Below are 19673 nucleotides of genomic sequence, written 5' to 3'. Positions count from 1 at the left end.
TGAGTATTAAGTATTGGGGTAAGTTTTTTATACTCGTGAAGAAGTCTTTATTTTAAATAAGGGGCTGCATCCGCAGCAAAGCTGCTAAATCCAGAGAGGCGAGGTGTTGATAAGCTCGATCTATAAAACGCTTGCCCCTAAGAAAACCTGTATTAGCTCCGGGACAAATGTACCTGAGAGTTTCTGGTGTAAAATGTTCTAATAATAACTGAACACTGTTGATTTGTCGTGGCCAGTGAAAGGTTTTAGTTATCCGTAATGGTACTGCATCGCCCTTCTGATTAGGAACCAAATGGCGACCAGAAAACAATATACCTCCAAGCTTACTGTAGTATAGGCATGATGAACCGGGAGAATGACCTGGTGTCCAAATAATTTTGACTGCCGCATCAAGAGTAAATTCTTGACTAAAAGTAGTTACGGGTAAGCCTGGTAATAAATAAGCTTCTTGTTCTTGCATCAAAACTTCACAACCCCAGGCTTTCTGAATTTCAGCAGTTTTGCCAATAGCGCCTCGATGGGTGATAAATAACCAACGCACGCCTCCATGCGCCGCCAAAAAGTCTTGATTTGTTTGGTCTAGGGCAGGGCAATCTATGAGGATATTGCCTTCATTTCTTACAATAAAATAAGAGGTTCCCCCTAACGTGTCCCGATTGGGTGGGAAAGCAAAAATGCTATCTTGTGCGAAGTCCGATTGCAAGGAACTTCCGCTAGGAATTTCTTGAGGAAAGACAGCCCGTGGTGGCTTAGTTGTATGACTTGGCTGTTGAGGTAAAGGGCACATAATCAAAGAACCGGAACTGAGGAGTTGTGGACAATCTGGTTACAGTGTAGAAATTCTGAAGAATTGAACTGTAACCATCTGAAAAAATTGGGATTTGAAGTCTGCCTCGTAGTTAATGCTATGGTGCTGAAGCTACTAGGTAGGGCGTTTTGTCAAAATTACTGAAGATAACATGGCATTTTGGTTTCTGTTTATCCTCCTACTGGGGCTAGCTACTTATCTAATGGTGCAGCACAGTGTCGCTCACATCACTCGAACGCCAGTATGGTTGTTGTGGCTGGTTTTAATGACACCAGCATTGTTGTTAAGTGGATGGACACTGATATATGGGGCGAAACAACCTCCACCACCAGGGCTGATTGTTTCGTCGTTATTTGTCTGCACAGTGTTGTACTGGATATTGTTTCTAGGGGGGCGGCGAGTGCCAAGAGATACACAAACCGAAGTTCCAGCCCAAGCCTCAGAATCACAGCCAATTATCCAGCCTACCCCAGAACCACTAGTGCGTCCCATTGAGCCAACAGAAGAAACTCAACTGCGAAATTGTTTTCCTTGGTCTGTATATTACGTTCAAAATATTGAGTATCGACCACAAGCCGTAATTTGCCGGGGTCAGTTACGAACTAAAGCCAGCAACGCTTACCAGCAGATTAAGACTAATATTGAAGCACAATTTGGCGATCGCTTCGTGTTGATCTTTCAAGAAGGTTTAAATGACAAACCTTTCTTTGTGCTGGTTCCTAATATTCAGGCTGCTAAAGAGAGAAATACACCCCGACGCGACCAAGAACGCTTAACTCGGCCAGGATTAGCACTTCTACTACTAGTAGCGACTTTGATAACTACTACCTTGGTGGGAGTGGAAATTGCTGGTACTTCTCTTCCGCCTCTATGGGAAATTGGCTCTTTGTTCAAAGTTCTATCTAACCCAGATGTCCTATTTAAAGGATTACCTTATGCTTTAGGGTTAATGACTATTTTGGGTATTCACGAACTTGGGCATTATTTAACGGCTAAATTCTACAAAATTCGCTCGACATTGCCTTACTTTATTCCAATGCCCTTCTTTTTGGGAACTTTTGGTGCATTTATTCAGATGCGTAGTCCCATTCCCAACCGTAAAGCATTATTTGATATTAGTATCGCTGGGCCGCTTGCAGGCTTTGTTGTTACCTTGCCATTATTAATATGGGGCTTGGCTCATTCTGACGTGGTTCCCCTGATTGAAGAAAAAGCCCGATTTTTGAATCCTGATGCTCTTAATCCCAAATATTCCATCTTACTAGCGCTACTGTCGAAGCTAGCCTTGGGAAGTCAGTTAACAGCAAAATCAGCCCTTGATTTGCATCCAGTTGCAGTAGCTGGTTTTATCGGACTAATTGTGACGGCGTTAAATTTAATGCCTGTGGGACAACTTGATGGAGGCCACATTGTCCATGCAATGTTTGGACAACGAGTTGCAATTATGATTGGTCAAGTGGCTCGCCTCCTGTTGCTATTACTTTCGTTAATCCGGGAAGAATTTTTGATGTGGGCGATTATCTTATTATTTATGCCGTTGATTGATGAGCCTGCACTGAATGATGTCACTGAATTGGACAACAAACGTGATATTTGGGGATTACTGGCAATGGCTTTGTTGATTGTAATTATTTTGCCATTACCGCAAGCGATCGCTAACTTTTTGCAAATTTAAAAAGTATCAACGCAGCCATAAAAATCTAGATATATTTTTCCCAACTATGGAATTAACCATAGCTTGGTATTTTTTATTGAAACAGAATTCAGAATTTAGAATTCAGAAGTCAGGATTCAGAATTCAGAATGAATTATAGACATCTCTAAAAACTAATTATGCTTTATCCATAACCATTGTAGAGACGTAGCAGTGCTACGTCTCTACAATCTTTTTCAGAAGTTTAAGACCCACGAAATTTTCAATTTGCTAGTCTTCAATCAGTAGAAGATTCAGACTAGTCACTGATTTATTCTGACTCCTGAATTCTTCTTCACTAATTTCAATGTTCAATGTTAACTGGTTTTTTCTAGAATCCCATGTTTCAATATGGAATCAACAAATGATAAATAAGGAACTATGCCGCAGAAAGCAGCAGCTTTAAAGTTTGTGATTTTACTTGGTTTTGTTAGCCTTTGTGCTGATGCAACTTATGAAGGCGCACGTAGTATTACGGGAGCTTATCTGCAAGTTTTAGGAGCTAGCGGTACTGTGGTAGGTCTGGTAGCTGGGTTTGGAGAATTGATTGGTCATAGCTTACGCCTAGCGATCGGTTATCTTAGTGACCAGACACGCAAATATTGGGGAATCACAACTTTAGGTTACATTTTGAACACCGCAGTTGTGCCATTTTTAGCCTTAGCCGGGAGATGGGAAGTTGCCGCAGGTTTGATGATGGCTGAACGCACTGGCAAAGCAATTCGTACTCCGCCACGTGATGCCCTACTTTCTCACGGTGCGAGTCAAATCGGTAGAGGTTTTGGCTTTGGATTACATGAGGCAATGGATCAAACTGGTGCAGTTATGGGGCCTTTGGCTGTAGCTGCAATGGTTTATTTCCAAGGAGAGTATCGCAATGCTTTTACCATTTTGATCGTACCTGCCGTTTTGGGATTGCTTGTGTTGATTGTTCTACAATTTATTTATCCAAATCCCAGTGATTTTGAAGTAGAAACAGAGATAAATCAAGAAGAAAAATTGCCGCGAATATTTTGGATTTATCTAGGTGCGGTAGCGATTATTGCTGCCGGATATGCCGATTTTCCCCTCATTGCTTTTCATTTCCAAAAGCAGGATATCGCTTCTGGACAAACAATTCCTCTGTTTTATGCTGTAGCGATGGGAGTGGATGCGATCGCAGCGCTAATATTTGGATATCTATTTGACCGGACTGGTATTTCTATTCTGATAGTTGCAGCTTTCGTTTCATCCTTATTTGCCCCATTGGTGTTTTTAGGAAATACCCAACTTGCTCTTTTGGGAATAGCATTTTGGGGTATAGGGATGGGAGCGCAAGAATCAATTTTGAAAGCTGCGATCGCTGGGATGGTTCCAAAAAATAAGCGCGCTACAGCTTATGGAATTTTTAGTACTGGCTATGGTTTATCTTGGTTTTTAGGTAGCGCTTTAATGGGCATTTTATACGATCGATCAATTACTGCCCTAATTGTATTTTCATCCACAACTCAACTGTTAGCAATTCCTTTTTTTGTTTGGGTGAAATTACACGTTAATACCTCAAGCAGTTTGCCAGAAGCAATTCCTAGCCAGGACACAGTTTAACTAAACCCTGATTTCTAGGTAGGGGCAATTCATGAATTGCCCCTGAGCGCGTATAGTCTTGCGTAAGTCCTAAATACGGAAAATACGCTACAACTAACTCGATACTGAATTAGCCGCCTCGGAAGCTTTCGCAGCAGGTGGAAAACCACCCATGCGAATCTCAGAAGTGAAGGAAGTAATGCTAAATCCACCAAAACTCTTGAGGACATTTACCCGCATTCGCAAATTGGGGCTAGCAAACCACAGGCGCTCCTCTGACCAGATGTTTTCATCTTCTATAGTTAGGATTAAAGCACCGTCACTGTCAAATTTGTAGTGTCCAGCAACTGGAGTTTTCTCAGCATCAACTATTTCCCGCAGTAACTTGCCTTCAGACGGATTATCTGCATCGGGTACTGAAACTAACACAGTTGAACCACTATGTTTTGTTTGCTCCTTTTCCATTGTGCCATTCCAGTTAATTTTGATAGCACAGGAGGCGGAACTAGGATTAATTTCGTACTGTTGACACAGTTTGGTCGCTTCTGGATGATCTACTGCCAGCGTCTCAATGATAATGTCTGACTTGCTATGTTCAGATTCATTCAAAGCCAAATGTTGACTAGTCCGATGAGAAAACCATTTACCAGCACTTAACTGAAAAAACTCTTCAATATTCATGAATGAAATTACCCTGCATCAAAATGCTAAAATTCCCACTTAATTATTAAAAGGTAGCAGGAGGATCTAATATTATTAAGCTTGATTGCCTATTTCCTCAAGCTTCTTGAGGCCAATTCTGGCTGCCTCAGCAACGTTGAAATGATTGTCTTTTTCTAAGTATTTTAAAGCTGAGACACTCTTGGGAGTGGGAAGATTACCCAAAGCTTCTGCCAAACGTTGTCTGACTAACCAATCATCTGATTGGGCAAAGCGTAGAATCTGATCGACAGACTCAATATCTTTAATTTCTCCGAGCGCAGAAATTGCAGCTTGTTGCAACACTACTTCTTTGCTATCCAATGCCTGAAGAAGAAGTTGACGGGCACGGGGGTCTTTAATGTTACCAAGAGAAACGGCTGCACTAAAGCGTACTAGCCAATCAGTATCTTCATAAAACGCCCGTGAAAGCACTTCAAAAGCTCTGGCATCGCCCAAATATCCTAAAGCACCAGCAGCATCAGCGCGGATGCCATAATCGGGGTCATTTTCGAGAATTCTGACCAAAATTGAATAACATTCTGGCGTTGGCTTGATTCCAAGGGCAAATATTGCCATCGATCGCAGTTGCAAAGATTCGTCGTCTAGTACCTTTTTAATTAAAGGGACTGCCTCTTCAGGAGAAACATGACGCAGATTAGCAAGAGCTACCATGCGATCGCGTAAGTTCGGACTTTCTAACTGAGTAGAAATTTCTTGTAAGCTGAGAGCTGTCATGTAGTTCAAAGCATTTTCTTTACTTATCTTAATTTACTCGATCCTTTCATCAGGCTGTCGCCATCGTGAAGTAGGAGTTTGGCGACTTTACAAAATGGCTCAATTATGAATGAAAAATAAATAAATGTTACAAGAGGAGGCAGAGGGCAGGAGGCAGGAGGCAGGAGGAAGAAAATATAATTTTTACAAGAGGGTGCAGGGGGCAGAGGGCAGCAACAAAATTGTAGGTTGGGGAGCCACTTGTTTCTCGCTTGGAACTAGCTGCGAACAAGTCGTAAAAACCGCAAGGGCGCAGTAGCTTTCGAACCTACGCCAGTTTCAGTTTTTAGCCTTAACTGAATGACATTGGTTTTTAATACAGCTTTCCTGCGGAACGCTGACTCACTTTCAAAGCAATTTTAAGAATATCTTTGGCAAGATCCCGCGATTTATTTGACCCGACCATTTGTAGAAGTCTGGTTCAAATTATATATTTAGACTAGGTTTCAGAACGGAGAGGGGGGGATTCGAACCCCCGTTAAGTTTCCCTAAACAGACTTTCCAGGTCTGCGCCTTAAACCACTCGGCCACCTCTCCAGGTGCCACAAGTTACGATCATACTATAGAATCCCAGAAAATGCAAAGATAAAGAAAGATATTCTTAGATTGAATCTGAAAGTCCTAATTCTACAACGCAAATCCAGATGTCTCGTACATACACAATTAAAGTTCGCGATCGCTCCACTGGCAAAACATACACCCTACAAGTGCCAGAAGACCGCTATATCCTGCACACTGGTGAAAAACAAGGTGTGGAACTACCGTTTTCCTGTCGCAACGGGGCTTGCACCGCTTGTGCTGTAAGGGTATTGTCGGGAGAAATTTATCAACCAGAGGCGATCGGATTGTCGCCAGATTTACGTCAGCAAGGTTATGCCCTTTTGTGTGTGAGTTATCCCCGTTCTGACTTGGAAGTAGAGACACAAGACGAAGATGAAGTCTACGAACTCCAGTTTGGACGCTATTTTGCTAGGGGGAAAGTTAAAGCGGGTTTACCGTTAGATGAGGAATAAACAATTGAAGAAGGCAGGAGGCAGGAGGCAGGGGGCAGGAGGCAGGGGGCAGGGAGCAGGAGGCAAGAGGTTCTGCTCAGTAGGCGCAGCAGCGACCATAGGAGAATTTGTGAAGGTTGGGAGTATTGGTAACTGGGTACGAAAAATAACTATTTTGGTTTGTTTATTGCTCTTGGTGAGTTGCCAAAGTAAAAACCAGTTACCAAATAATCAGGCTCAGGTGAAAGTAGCGCGGGTAGTTAGTGGGCAAAGTTTGGAAGTGTTAGGAATGGCTGAACAACCGAATTTGATTTCCCAAGTGCGGTTAGTTGGCGTTGATGCACCAGATTTGCGACAGAGACCTTGGGGAGAAGCAGCAAAAGAACAGTTAGAGAATCTTATTGGTGGTGCAGAAGAATTGGTCGAACTGGAGTTTGATTTAGAAGCAAAAGATAAAATCGGGCGAACTCTAGCTTATGTATGGAAAAATAAGGTGTTATTGAATGAAGAATTAGTTAAACAAGGCAATGCAATGTTTGTTGGGCGATCGCCTAACCACAAATATGACCAGCGTTTAGAACGTGCCCAACAATGGGCTAGACTCATGGGCCAAGGAATCTGGAACCCAGAGAAACCCATGCGCCTCACTCCCGCCGAGTTTCGCCGCCAAAATCTTTAATGAGTGCTGAGTGCTGTTAGCGGTAGCGGGGCGTTTAGCCCGTGCTGAGGATGAGAGTGAAGAAGAATTAATAAGCAATGCCCAATGCCCCATGCCCCATGCCCAATGACAAATAACCAATGACAAATAACCAATAACAAATGACCAATATACAAATTTTTCTAGATATTGCTACAGAAGCAGCCTTAGCTGCTGGTGCTATTTTGCAAGGTTACTTGGGTAAGTTAGAAGACGCAATTATTGAAAAAGGTCGCCCTGGTGATTTAGTTACGGCTGCTGATAAAGCTTCAGAAGAGTTGATTTTAGAAATTTTGCGTCGCCATTTTCCCCAGCACTCTATCCTCGCTGAAGAATCAGGCAAATTAGGTAATCAAGAAAATGAATACCTCTGGGCAATAGATCCTTTAGATGGCACAACCAACTACGCCCATCAATACCCGTTTTTTGCAGTTTCTATTGGGCTGTTAATTAATGGCGTTCCAGAAGTGGGTGTAATTTATGACCCATTCCACAATGAGCTATTTAGTGCGGCTACTGGCTTGGGAGCAACGCGAAACCGTCGTCCTATCAATGTTTCGGCAACATCTGAACTGAGTAAAAGCCTACTAGTAACTGGATTTGCCTACGATCGCCGTGAAACCTCTGATAACAACTACGCAGAATTTAGTCACCTTACCCACCTTACGCAAGGGGTTAGACGTAGCGGTTCAGCATCGCTAGATTTGGCTTATGTTGCCTGTGGGCGTGTCGATGGTTACTGGGAACGAGGGCTTTCTCCTTGGGATATTGCCGCCGGGATAATTTTGCTGCAAGAAGCCGGGGGTAAAGTCACCTCATACAATGGCACTCCTGTCAAAATTGAGTCAGGTAGAATTCTGGCCACAAATGGTTATATTCACGACTCCCTAAGTAACGAACTGTTACAGGTTCCGCCACTATCAGCCTGGGTATAGCACGTGGAGGTGGGGGCTTTCCCTTCGACTTTGGGTAAACTAAAAGGAATCTAACTGCTCCTTTGGTGCAAAAAGTCTATATGTCTTTCAAAATAGATCGTGGATTATTTAAATATGATTTCATAGATCATCACGCAATATTGTGCGTTCCAGTTGATGCGGATGTCAAAGAGATTCGGAAACGCTATCTCCAAATTGCCCGCCGCTTACACCCGGATAGTAGGTTTACTGAAAGTGATGAACAAAAACAGCTAGGAAACGAATTGTTATCAAAGTTGGTTAACCCGGCTTACGAAAAACTTGTTGGCGATCGCACTCGCACGGAATATATTTTAATTTTGTCGCAAATCGGCAAGCGCTTGTTACAAGAGTCTGCTTCGTTAACTCTCACCACCGATTTGGCTAAAGAGTTAGCTAAGTCGCCTAATTTCGATCATGTCTATAAAAGTGCGATCGCTAAACTAGCTCAAAGCCAATATGATTCTTTAGACCAAGTGCAGCAAGTCCTTGCCCAAATTAGTGAGTTGAATTTAGTCTATTTAATGCGGAGTGCAAGCAAAACATCCGCCGCGCCGCCGCCACCTGCTCAACCCAAAGTTCAATCAGTTACACCTCAACCAAGTACACCAAAAAATACACTCCCAGAACCAGCACCAGCACCAGCGCCACCAAAAGAAGACACGGTTGTAGAACAGTATGTTCGTCGCGCTCAATCTTTGATTGACAAAAACCAATTTGCCCAAGCCAAAGTAGAGTTGCAAGATGCCCTGAAGCTAGAACCTAAAAATAGTCGCTGTCATAGCTTGATTGCAATGGTGTATTTGAGGCAAAATCAGCTAAAAATGGCAAAAATCCACTTTGAAAACGCTTTAAAGCTAGATCCCAGTGACGAAATGGCTCTGCAATGGAAACCTAAAATAGATAAGGCATTAGCACAACACCCTAGCGATCATAAGGTGACTTCATCCGCCAATAATGGAGATAAGCAACCAGATAAATCTGGTAGTGGTGGTTTGTTCGGTGGTTTGTTTGGTGGGAAGAAAAAATAATGGTGTATCAACCAGCATCGGGTGCCAGGGATTTATTGCCCTTGGATGTGGAGAAAAAACGCTGGATTGAAGATCGGTTACAGCAGGTGTTTCATCGTTGGGGATATCACAGGATTATCACCTCAACTTTAGAGCGTATGGATACCTTGATGGCAGGGGAAGCAATTCAGCGCCAGATGGTGATTCAACTACAAAATGGCGAAGATGATGAATTAGGGCTACGTCCAGAATTAACAGCATCCATTGCTCGTACTGTTGTCACTCGCATGGCAAATGCAACTTATCCGCAACGGTTGTACTACAACGCCAATGTGTTTCGCCGCACGTGGGAAAGTAGGCATAATCGCCAGCAAGAGTTTTATCAAGCTGGGGTGGAGTTGTTAGGTGCTGGCGGATTGCTGGCGAATGCGGAAGTACTGCTGCTAGTCGCGGATTGTTTAGCAGCATTAGGTTTGCGACAATGGCACTTAATTTTAGGTGAAGCGGGAATTACGCGATCGCTCCTGAGTGCATTTCCGGCTAATTTACAGGATAAAGTTCGCAGTGCGATCGCTCATCTCGACCGCATTACCATAGATACTTTACCCTTGAGTGACAAACTACGCGATCGCGCCAGAATCATGCTGGATTTGCGCGGCCCCAGTGCAGACGTGTTACAAAAAGTTAGTAGTTTGGATCTAGACGAAGAACAGCGAGAGGCAGTGAATAACCTCAAATCCCTAGTAGAATTACTAGAATCAGAGAAAAAATTCCCCTTAATCCTCGATCTCAGCCTGATCCAGACCATAGATTACTACACTGGTATTGTCTTTGAAGTTGTCAACGACACCGAATCTCAAGCCAGAGTTTTAGGGCGTGGTGGTCGCTACGACCAGCTTTTGGGTCTATATCATCCCCAAGGAGAAAATATACCCGGAATTGGTTTTGGACTCAATATCGAAGATTTATACCAAATTTTGTTATCTACTCAACAATTACCGCAAGTAACCCCAGCGAGTAACTGGTTAGTAGTACCAGAGACGGCGAGTGCTAACGCCCCTGCCTTTGCCTACGCGCAAAAACTTAGAGATTCCACCCATTTAGTGCGGGTAGAAATTGATTTAGGGGGAAGGGATGCAGACGCTATTCGCCAATATGCACGCGATCGCAGCATAGCCCAAATTGCTTGGATTAAAGCTGATGGTTCACCCAAAATTGAGTCATTGCGTTAAGTGAGTTGGGAAGAGGACAAGGGGACAAGGAGAATTGGGGACAAGGGGAAAGACTTGTTTCAAGTTCTCACCTCTTGTCCCCTTGTCCCCTTGTCCCCCTCGTCCCCTGCTCCCTACTCCCCAGCCTCCCCTGCTAGGCTAGAAATAGCCGATACAGAAAAGAGGGAATCGAGAAAATGCCGCACACAATTGTTACAGAAGTCTGTGAAGGCGTAGCTGACTGCGTAGATGCCTGTCCAGTAGCTTGTATTCATGATGGCCCAGGCAAAAATGCCAAGGGAACAGATTGGTACTGGATTGACTTTGCCACTTGCATCGACTGTGGTATATGTCTCCAAGTTTGCCCAGTAGAAGGGGCGATTCTGGCAGAAGAACGACCGGAGTTGCAAAAAACTCCGTAATAGTCCATAGTCAACAGTCAATAGTTATTTTTTGACTTGACTGTTGACTGAAGAGGCAGGCGAGCAGAGGGAAGTGGGCAGGGGGAAGATACTGGAAATATACTGATACAAGGGTTTCAGAGCAAATAAATTTATTTATTCTCAAAAGTAAAAATATTTATTTTGAGCGGAAAGTGCCACAAGAAATAATACATCCTTGCCTCAAGCCCATAAATTTAATTTATGGGTTTCTCCCACTGCTCCCCACTTTCTGCCCCTTTTACTCTTTTTGACCAATGACAAACTACAAATGACAAATGACAAATGACAAATGACTATTTACTAGATGTTCAGAATGTCCATGCTGGATACATCAAAGATGTAGATATCCTGCAAGGTGTGAATTTCCTGGTTGCCCCAGGAGAATTGGTAACAGTGATTGGCCCCAACGGTGCAGGTAAATCTACTTTGGCAAAAGCAATTTTTGGACTTTTGATCCCCCACACAGGCACAATTACCTTCAAAGGTGAAAATATCGTGGGGCTAAAGTCCAATGAAATTGTTCAACGAGGAATGTGCTATGTACCGCAAATCGCCAATGTTTTCCCCTCTCTCAGTGTTGAAGAGAACTTGGAGATGGGTGCTTTTGTACTTAATGTTCCTCTGAAACCAATTAAAGATAAAATATTTACCATGTTCCCCAAACTGAGCGATCGCCGTCGTCAACGGGCTGGTACTCTCTCTGGAGGAGAACGCCAGATGCTAGCGATGGGTAAAGCTTTAATGTTGGAACCTAGTTTGCTGATTTTAGATGAACCATCTGCTGCTTTATCCCCGATCTTAGTGACACAAGTATTTGAGCAGATTAAACAAATTAATCAGGCGGGAACTGCGATCGTATTAGTAGAACAAAATGCCCGTAAAGCCTTAGAGATGGCTGATCGCGGCTATGTACTGGAGTCTGGACGCGATGCTATATCGGGTCTTGGTCAAGAACTGTTGAACGATCCTAAAGTGGGTGAACTATATCTGGGAGCAGGTAAAAGACATTAACCATCTTTAATCACTCTTGCCCCCATTCAACATAACACCACTTTAAATAAGGAAACTTCACGAGCTGATAGCGATGTCGAAGGCGTTCTGCGCCTACGCTATCTATAAACTAATACAAAAGCTATAACAATTCCTGCCACTGCCGCGACCGTCGTTTTCGATGCTCAAAGAATTCTCCCCAATAATCCTTGCGTTTCTAATCACATCTACAGCAGGTAAAAAGGGAAAACAGGACATTCATTCAGGAAAAATTATAAAAATGCAAATTAACCGGATTTGCCAGAACCCCAATTGAACAAGAGGGCGTACTAAACTTCCTATATATAAAGCTCTGCATCACTTTTTGATATAATTCTGAGTCAAAATAACTACTGCAAAGTCGCTCTAGAGGGAATCTGGGGCGTTTTTTATTGTATAAAAACGTCTATGTTTACCCTAATCAAAATTGATTGAGTGCTTTTGGCAATTTGGCATCCAAAATTTTTCTATTCCAGTTTTAATTGATATATAAGCAGGGTTACTGGGACATTGAGAAACTTCTACAAGGGATCGATTCCCGTCTCAAAAATCCCACCCAATGGCCAGTTGTTGACGCTCACGCTCTGTAAACTACCTTAAATGGTGGATGCAGTAAACAAGCAGAGCAAGCGTCATCGCTTCATCACAACTGGCTAGAAATCAAACAGAAAACACATAGTGCAATACTTTTCGGGTTTTGGGGAAAAGGGGAAAGGGTTTGAATTTCCTTTTCCCCATTGCCCTTTAACCTTTCCCCAGACCAAAAGAGAGAATTTTAACTTGGTTCTGGGTGAGAGTAAAGAATTTCTCATTGAAATTCCAGTATAAATTTCTGCTGCTGTCCTTTGACAACCTCGCTGATTCGGGAACACTAGATCCACAAAGAATCAGGATTCAACAGCATGGTTAGCACTCTTATCAGTATTCCCGGATATAAATTAAGTCAAGAACTCTACAATGGTTCCAGAACCCTGGTTTATCGAGGGTATCGAGAGAATGACTCATTACCTGTTGTCATTAAACTGCTGAAAAATCCTTATCCCAGTTTCAGCGAACTGGTGCAATTTCGTAATCAGTACACCATCGCCAAAAATCTTAACTCGCCTCTAATCATTGCCGCCTACAGCTTAGAACCCTATCAGAATGGCTATGCGCTGGTAATGGAAGATTTTGGCGGCATTTCTTTAAAGGATTATTTCACCTCTGTAGAGACGCAATATATCGCGTCTCTACAAGAGTTTTTAGAAATAGCGATCGCACTCTGCAATACCTTAGATATTCTCTATCGAGAGCAGATTATTCATAAAGATATTAAACCCAGCAACATTTTAATTAATCCCCAAACCAAACAAATTAAATTAATTGACTTTAGTATTGCATCCTTACTACCACGAGAAACGCAAACACTAGTCAATCCCAATGTGTTAGAAGGAACACTTAGTTATATATCCCCAGAGCAAACAGGAAGAATGAATCGAGGGATTGACTACCGCAGTGACTTCTATTCTTTAGGTGTAACTTTTTACGAATTACTCACAGGAAAGTTACCATTTTCATCAAACGATCTGATGGAAATGGTACATTGCCACATTGCTAAAGCAGCACCCAATTTAAGGGAGAGGGTGGAAGAGATTCCTCAAGTCCTTTGTGATATTGTCAGCAAATTGATGGCGAAAAATGCTGAAGACAGATATCAGAGTGTTTTCGGGCTGAAATTTGATTTAGAAAATTGTTTACATCAGCTACGAGAAACTGATATTATAAAGGCTTTTGAAATTGCACAACGGGATGTGTGCGATCGCTTCATTATCCCTGATAAACTCTATGGACGAGAAGCCGAAGTATCAACTCTCCTGCAAGCATTTGAGAGAGTTAGCCTTGGTGCAACAGAAATAATGCTGGTAGCTGGATTTTCGGGTATTGGTAAAACTGCGGTTGTCAACGAAGTTCATAAACCAATTGTGCGGCAACGGGGTTATTTTATCAAAGGGAAATACGACCAATTTCAACGGAATATTCCCTTCAGTGCATTTGTGCAAGCCTTCCGAGATTTAATGGGGCAATTGTTAAGCGAAAGCGATGCACATATTCAGCAATGGAGAAACCAAATATTAGAGGCTGTAGGAGAAAATGGAGAAGTAATTATTGAAGTTATCCCCGAATTATCAAGAATTATTGGCGAACAACCAGCCGCAATAGAATTATCAGGAACTGCCGCACAAAATAGATTTAATTTATTGTTCCAAAAGTTTACCCAAGTTTTTACCAGTGCTGAACATCCATTAGTGATGTTTTTAGATGATTTGCAATGGGCAGATTCAGCATCATTAAAGTTGATGCAGCTATTAATGGCTGATACAGGTCATCTTTTCATCATTGGTGCTTATCGGGATAACGAAGTCAATCCAGCCCATCCATTAATGCTGACTTTGAGCGAAATTCAAAAAAACCAAGCAGCCATTAATACTATTAGTTTAACACCCCTGAGTCAATCCCAAATCAATCAATTAGTCGCTGATACCCTAAAAAGTACAGAAAATTTGGCATTACCCCTTTCACAATTAGTCTATCAAAAAACTAAAGGCAACCCATTTTTTGCCACCCAATTTCTCAAAGCCCTACACGAAGAAAATTTCATTCAGTTTAACTTGGAGTTAGGCTGTTGGCAATGCCATCTGTCTAAAATTAATCAACAAGCATTGACCGATGATGTTGTAGAATTTATGGCGTTGCAGTTAGAGAAGTTACCCTTAGCAACCCAGAATATTCTGAAGTTAGCCACTTGTATTGGCAACTCTTTTGATTTAGCAACATTAGCAATTGTTTCAGAACACTCAGAAGTGGAAACCGCAGCCAATCTATGGAAAGCATTGCAAGAAGGTTTGATTTTACCGATCGGTGATATTTATAAATTTTATGTAGGGGCAGAAAGTCAAGCCGTTACTTCAGAAAATTCTCAAAATGTTACCTACAAATTTTTGCACGATCGCGTTCAACAAGCAGCCTATTCCCTAATTCCCAACGACCAAAAACAGGCGACTCATTACCAAATCGGACAACTGCTTCTACAACAGATTTCCGCACAAGCTAGAGTTGACCGTATTTTTGAAATCGTCAATCAATTAAATCACGGAACTGTTTTAATTACCCAACCAACAGAACGAGAAGAATTAGCCCAACTCAATTTAATTGCCTGTCGCAAAGCTAAAACTTCAACCGCCTATCAAGCAGCGCGTGAATATGCGACAGTGGGATTGTCTTTGTTGGCAGAAAATACTTGGCAGCAGCAGTATGAAATGACCCTCGCCTTGCATGAATTAGCTGCGGAAGTGGCAATGCTAAATGGTAACTTTGAGGCGATGGAACAGTTCATTGATATTGTTATTCAACAGGCACGCTCCTTACCTGAAAAAGTCAATGTTTACTGCGTTAGAATTCAATCTCATATTTCCCAAAGTAAACTGACATCAGCGATCGCGATCGCCCAACCAATCTTACAACAGCTTGGTGTCACCTTTCCTGAAACACCGACACCATCAGATATTCAACAGGAAATCCAACAGATTAAGGAACTTATTGGAGATCGGGAAATCGCTGATTTGGTTCACTTGCCTGAAATGACCGATGCAGAAAAACTTGGTACTCTTAAAATTGTCAATATCATCAGCCCAGCAGCTTACCTCACTGGCTCTGCGCTGTACCCATTGCTGAATACTTTGTCCGTTAAACTATCAATTCAGTACGGTAACACATCGACTTCTGCTTTCGGCTATGCGAACTATGCCAATATTCTCTGCAATTTCTTCCAAGTCGTGGATACAGGATCGCAATTTGCTTCCCTGGCACTCCAGATTATTTCAAAACTCGATGCCAAAGCAAGTAAAACAGATGTTTTGATGATGTTGGGGTTATTTGTTGTACACCGCAAATCTCACATTAAAGAAACACTACCCCTCTTGCAAGAAGGTTACACTACTGCCATAGAATTTGGGAACTTGGTACTTGCTGGGTACAATGGTCACAGTTTTTGTCTCAATTCTTTTTGGAGCAGTCAATCCTTGGCTACCTTAGAGCAGGATATTTGCGCCTACTGCCATAGTTTGATGCAATTAAATCAATTGACAACCGCAAATTATAGTCGGATCTATTGGCAACCTGTTTTAAATCTGCTAGGTCTTGCAGAACATACCACCCTTTTGTCTGGGAAAGCCCTTGAAGAAACGGAATTTCTCCAGCAGCTACAGTCTGCCAAAGATGGATATGGATTGTATATTTTCCATTTGTATAAACTAATGCTTTGTTTCTTATTTGGAGAAATTGAGCCAGCGAAAAATCATGCTATTGAAGTCAGGCGCTATTTTATGGCTGGTGCGGGATTAGTCAGCGAACCAGTATTTTATCTTTATGATTCTCTGCTAACTTTGGCACAATTAAATCCACAGTTAGATGAAACATCAGAAGCATTGCAGGGTGTCATAGAAAATCAAACCAAGTTACAGCAATGGGCGTATCATGCACCCATGAATTATCAACATAAAGTTGATTTGGTAGAGGCAGAAAAATGTCGAGTATTAGGACAAAAAGCCGAAGCAATTGAGTTTTACGACAAGGCGATCGCTCTAGCCAAAGCCAACGAATATACCCAAGAAGAAGCACTTGCTAACGAACTGGCAGCAAAATTCTACCTAGATTGGGGCAGACAGCGCATTGCTGGGGACTACATGATTGAAGCCTACTATGCCTATGCTCGTTGGGGTGCAAAAGCCAAAGTTGCTGACCTAGAAGCTCGCTATCCGCAACTACTTAGACCTATATTAGAGCAAACCCGTTCTCCTCTCTCCACTCACGAAACTCTGTTCACATTGGGTAGTGTCACCTCCACAAGTTCGGCCATATCCAGTAGTAATGTTTCTCTGGCTTTAGATTTAGCTACTATTCTCAAAGCTTCTCATACTATTTCCGGTGAAATCGAACTGGAAAATCTACTTTCATCGTTGATGACGATCGTCATTGAAAATGCGGGGGCTGATAAATGCGTGTTCATGCTCTTGCGAGACTCGCGCCTGTTAATCAAAGGGTCAATTACCACAGGTTCAAAGCCAGTTGTCTTGCAGCGTATTCTCATTGAAGATAGCCAGGACATTCCCCACAGACTGATTTACAAAGTCTTGCATGACAAGCAAACTGCTGTAATAGTTGATGCGAGTGCCGATCGCACCTTAGCCAATGACCCCTATATCATCCGTCAGCAGCCGAAAAGTATCTTGTGTAGCCCGATTTTGCATCAAGGGAAGTTGCTGGGCATTTTATATCTAGAAAATAATTTAGCAACGGGGGCGTTCACCAGCGATCGCGTTGAACTGCTCAACTTGCTCTGCGCTCAAGCAGCAATTTCTCTGGAAAATGCCCGACTTTATGAGCGATCGCTAGAGTATTCCCAACAGTTAGAGCGATCGCTTAATGAGTTGAGTGTCGCCCAGTCTGGCTTGCAAGCATCTCAGCAACGACTCCAGCTATTGGTTCAGCAAACTCCACTGGCAGTCATAGAGTGGGATACGAATTTTCAGGTTATTGACTGGAACCCAGCAGCAGAAAGAATCTTTGGCTACACCAAACAGGAGGCTTTAGGTTGCCAATTCCAATTCATCATTCCTCAAACAATTCAAGCACAAATGGAGCGAGTTAGCATTGATATTATATCGCAGGAGGGCGGTAATTACAGTATCAATGAAAATGTGACAAAGGATGGTAATATTATTATTTGTGCTTGGTATAATAATTCACTTGTGAGTGCAGATGGCGAGTTAATCGGAGTCGCTTCCCTAGCAGATGATATTACGGAACAGCAAGCTGCGCTACGCGAACGCAAAGTTGCCGAAGCTCAACTTCAACAAAAAGCACAAGAGCTAGAAACTGCTTTACAAAACCTGCAACAAGCACAATTAAAAATAGTGCAAAGTGAGAAAATGTCTGCACTAGGCAACTTAGTTGCTGGTGTAGCTCACGAAATGAATAATCCTCTTGGTTTTATTGCTGCTAGTCTCAAACAAGCTAAACCCACTCTTAGTGAGATTACCGAACACTTAAAATTATATCAAGAAAGCTTCCCCAACAAAAGCGATGAAATTCTTGACCACGCCGAAGAAATCGACTTGGATTATAGTATAGAAGACTTGCCCAAGATGATTGATTCTATGTCTATGGCGTGCGAGAGGTTAAAAAATATCAGCACTAGTTTACGTACATTTTCCCGTGCAGACCAAGATTACAAAGTGCCTTTCAACATCCACCAAGGGATTGATAGCACCATTCTTATTCTCAAACATCGTCTCAAGGCGAATGAACAACGTCCCGCGATTGAAGTTGTCACAAATTACGGTAATTTACCTCAAATAGAATGTTTCCCTGGTCAATTAAATCAAGTATTTATGAATCTTTTAGCCAATGCTATTGATGCCTTAGATGAATTTAATACCGGACAATCTTTTGAAGAAATTAAAGCGAATCCTAACTGCATTACAATTACAACTTCAGTAGAAAATAATCTCGTGAGAATTGCCATTACTGATAATGGTCAGGGGATGAATGATCAAGTAAAATCAAAAATATTTGACCATTTATTTACTACGAAAGCTGTCGGAAAAGGTACGGGATTGGGACTGGCGATCGCTCGGCAGATTGTTGAAGAAACCCACGGTGGCAAATTGAGTTGTAGCTCGGTTATTGGTGAAGGCACGGTATTTGTCATTGAACTACCGGTGTAAAATTTTAAAGTTATTTCTTTACAAATAACTACAGATATCTGGCAATACTCAATCTAGAAGTTTTAAGAATTTAGCAATTGACAATTTTGCACAAATACTCATCGAGATAAATTAGTTTTTTGTACCTAATTAATCAGTTTTTCTCGTCTTAATAAAGACATATTAAGTCAAAGATAAACTGATTCAGATTTTCTGAAAAAAATGAAAAATAATTTGTAGCTAGATATCAATACGGTTCAGTTAAGGCTAAAACTCTTTGTCAAAGTCAACTTTTTTAACGAACCGCAGAGGTGCAGAGGAAACAGAGAGAAGAGAAAAAATGCTTAACTGAACCGTATTGAGCTAGATATAACTCTGTGTTAGAATCCAAAACCTTTAAAAACCCAAAGCTTTAAAACTAAGTTTGACAGGATGTCGTTTGACTATAAGAGCGGCTCAACTGACAATTATGGAGGATATTGCACCGAATAAGCCATTATTGTAGAGGGAACACCAAATGAAAAAAATGATTAAAGTCATACTGTTAGGCATAGCAATCTTCACCTTTGCCTTCAGTAGCCCAGCTTTTGCAGGAGATGCCGTTAGTGGAGCTAAAGTATTTAGTGCTAATTGTGCTTCTTGTCATGCGGGAGGTAAGAATCTAGTTCAAGCAGCAAAAAACCTGAAGAAGGAAGCTTTGGAAAAGTATGGTTTGTACTCAGCAGAGGCAATTATTGCCCAAGTTACAAATGGTAAAAATGCTATGCCTGCCTTCGGCAAACGTTTGAAAGCTGACCAAATTGAAAATGTAGCTGCTTACGTGCTTTCACAAGCAGACAAGGACTGGAAGTAGATTAATATCTAATACCATCTTTCTATGAAGATGCGCTTAGAAGATTGACGTAAAACTACAGATTGCAGGAGCAATTTATGAATTGCTCCTACGTGAATAAAGTGCAGTCTCACATAGAATTTGGTATAACTTCAAAAATTAATAATTAGCGGGGCTTTTTGTCTCGCTAATTTTAGGTTTGCCGAAATTGTAAAATAGGATG

At 41.9% G+C, this 19673-nt stretch carries 14 protein-coding genes and 1 tRNA gene; 11 read left to right on the top strand and 4 right to left on the bottom strand.

Annotation, left to right across the window (positions count from 1 at the left end; genetic code table 11):
- Nucleotides 1-52: 52 nt before the first annotated feature.
- A complete protein-coding gene (locus tag FD724_RS30695; RefSeq protein ID WP_179075224.1) occupies nucleotides 53-787 on the bottom strand; it encodes an MBL fold metallo-hydrolase in 735 nt (244 codons plus the stop codon).
- 172 nt (nucleotides 788-959) lie between these two features.
- Between FD724_RS30695 and FD724_RS30690 the strand changes: the two genes are divergently transcribed.
- Nucleotides 960-2483: a site-2 protease family protein gene (locus tag FD724_RS30690; RefSeq protein WP_179075223.1), complete on the top strand. Its 1524-nt coding sequence runs from the start codon at nucleotides 960-962 to the stop codon at nucleotides 2481-2483.
- A 399-nt stretch (nucleotides 2484-2882) separates the two neighbouring features.
- Nucleotides 2883-4085, top strand: coding sequence for an MFS transporter (locus FD724_RS30685; protein ID WP_179075222.1), 1203 nt, complete (start codon nucleotides 2883-2885; stop codon nucleotides 4083-4085).
- A 93-nt stretch (nucleotides 4086-4178) separates the two neighbouring features.
- Here the strand turns inward: FD724_RS30685 and FD724_RS30680 are convergent, their stop codons facing one another.
- The 3 genes from FD724_RS30680 to FD724_RS30670 all read right to left on the bottom strand — a co-directional run bounded on the left by FD724_RS30680 (nucleotide 4179) and on the right by FD724_RS30670 (nucleotide 6077).
- The gene (locus FD724_RS30680; RefSeq protein ID WP_114080713.1) at nucleotides 4179-4745 is read right to left on the bottom strand and encodes a phycobiliprotein lyase; all 567 of its coding nucleotides are present in this window, start codon (nucleotides 4743-4745) and stop codon (nucleotides 4179-4181) included.
- 75 nt (nucleotides 4746-4820) lie between these two features.
- A complete protein-coding gene (locus FD724_RS30675; RefSeq protein ID WP_114080714.1) occupies nucleotides 4821-5501 on the bottom strand; it encodes a HEAT repeat domain-containing protein in 681 nt (226 codons plus the stop codon).
- A 491-nt stretch (nucleotides 5502-5992) separates the two neighbouring features.
- Nucleotides 5993-6077: transfer RNA gene (locus tag FD724_RS30670), tRNA-Ser, on the bottom strand.
- A 107-nt stretch (nucleotides 6078-6184) separates the two neighbouring features.
- Here FD724_RS30670 and FD724_RS30665 point away from each other — a divergent pair.
- The 9 genes from FD724_RS30665 to petJ all read left to right on the top strand — a co-directional run bounded on the left by FD724_RS30665 (nucleotide 6185) and on the right by petJ (nucleotide 19471).
- Nucleotides 6185-6553 carry a 2Fe-2S iron-sulfur cluster-binding protein gene (locus FD724_RS30665; RefSeq protein WP_114080715.1) on the top strand — a complete coding sequence of 123 codons (369 nt, stop codon included), beginning with the start codon at nucleotides 6185-6187 and terminating at the stop codon, nucleotides 6551-6553.
- Nucleotides 6543-7211 carry a thermonuclease family protein gene (locus FD724_RS30660; protein ID WP_199346343.1) on the top strand — a complete coding sequence of 223 codons (669 nt, stop codon included), beginning with the start codon at nucleotides 6543-6545 and terminating at the stop codon, nucleotides 7209-7211. Before FD724_RS30665 ends, FD724_RS30660 begins: the two co-directional genes overlap by 11 nt.
- Nucleotides 7212-7351: 140 nt before the next feature.
- On the top strand, nucleotides 7352-8164 hold the full coding sequence (locus FD724_RS30655; protein WP_179075221.1) for an inositol monophosphatase family protein: 813 nt from the start codon (nucleotides 7352-7354) through the stop codon (nucleotides 8162-8164).
- Nucleotides 8165-8244: 80 nt separating this feature from the next.
- A complete protein-coding gene (locus tag FD724_RS30650) occupies nucleotides 8245-9213 on the top strand; it encodes a J domain-containing protein (RefSeq protein ID WP_179075220.1) in 969 nt (322 codons plus the stop codon).
- Entirely contained in the window at nucleotides 9213-10424 is a 1212-nt protein-coding gene (locus FD724_RS30645) for an ATP phosphoribosyltransferase regulatory subunit (protein ID WP_114080719.1), read from the top strand. Before FD724_RS30650 ends, FD724_RS30645 begins: the two co-directional genes overlap by 1 nt.
- Nucleotides 10425-10600: 176 nt before the next feature.
- Nucleotides 10601-10825, top strand: coding sequence for a ferredoxin family protein (locus FD724_RS30640; protein WP_012407913.1), 225 nt, complete (start codon nucleotides 10601-10603; stop codon nucleotides 10823-10825).
- 303 nt (nucleotides 10826-11128) lie between these two features.
- A complete protein-coding gene (locus FD724_RS30635; protein WP_012407914.1) occupies nucleotides 11129-11857 on the top strand; it encodes an ABC transporter ATP-binding protein in 729 nt (242 codons plus the stop codon).
- Between the two features lie 920 nt (nucleotides 11858-12777).
- Entirely contained in the window at nucleotides 12778-18639 is a 5862-nt protein-coding gene (locus FD724_RS30630; RefSeq protein WP_179075219.1) for an AAA family ATPase, read from the top strand.
- 496 nt (nucleotides 18640-19135) lie between these two features.
- On the top strand, nucleotides 19136-19471 hold the full coding sequence (gene petJ / locus FD724_RS30625) for a cytochrome c6 PetJ (RefSeq protein WP_179075218.1): 336 nt from the start codon (nucleotides 19136-19138) through the stop codon (nucleotides 19469-19471).
- Nucleotides 19472-19673 lie beyond the last annotated feature (202 nt).

Source organism: Nostoc sp. C057 (genome assembly GCF_013393925.1).
In the GTDB taxonomy this organism is placed as follows: Bacteria; Cyanobacteriota; Cyanobacteriia; order Cyanobacteriales; family Nostocaceae; genus Nostoc; species Nostoc muscorum_A.
The sequence above is the reverse complement of the archived record's forward strand: the minus strand, read 5'-3'. Positions and strand labels throughout refer to the sequence as shown.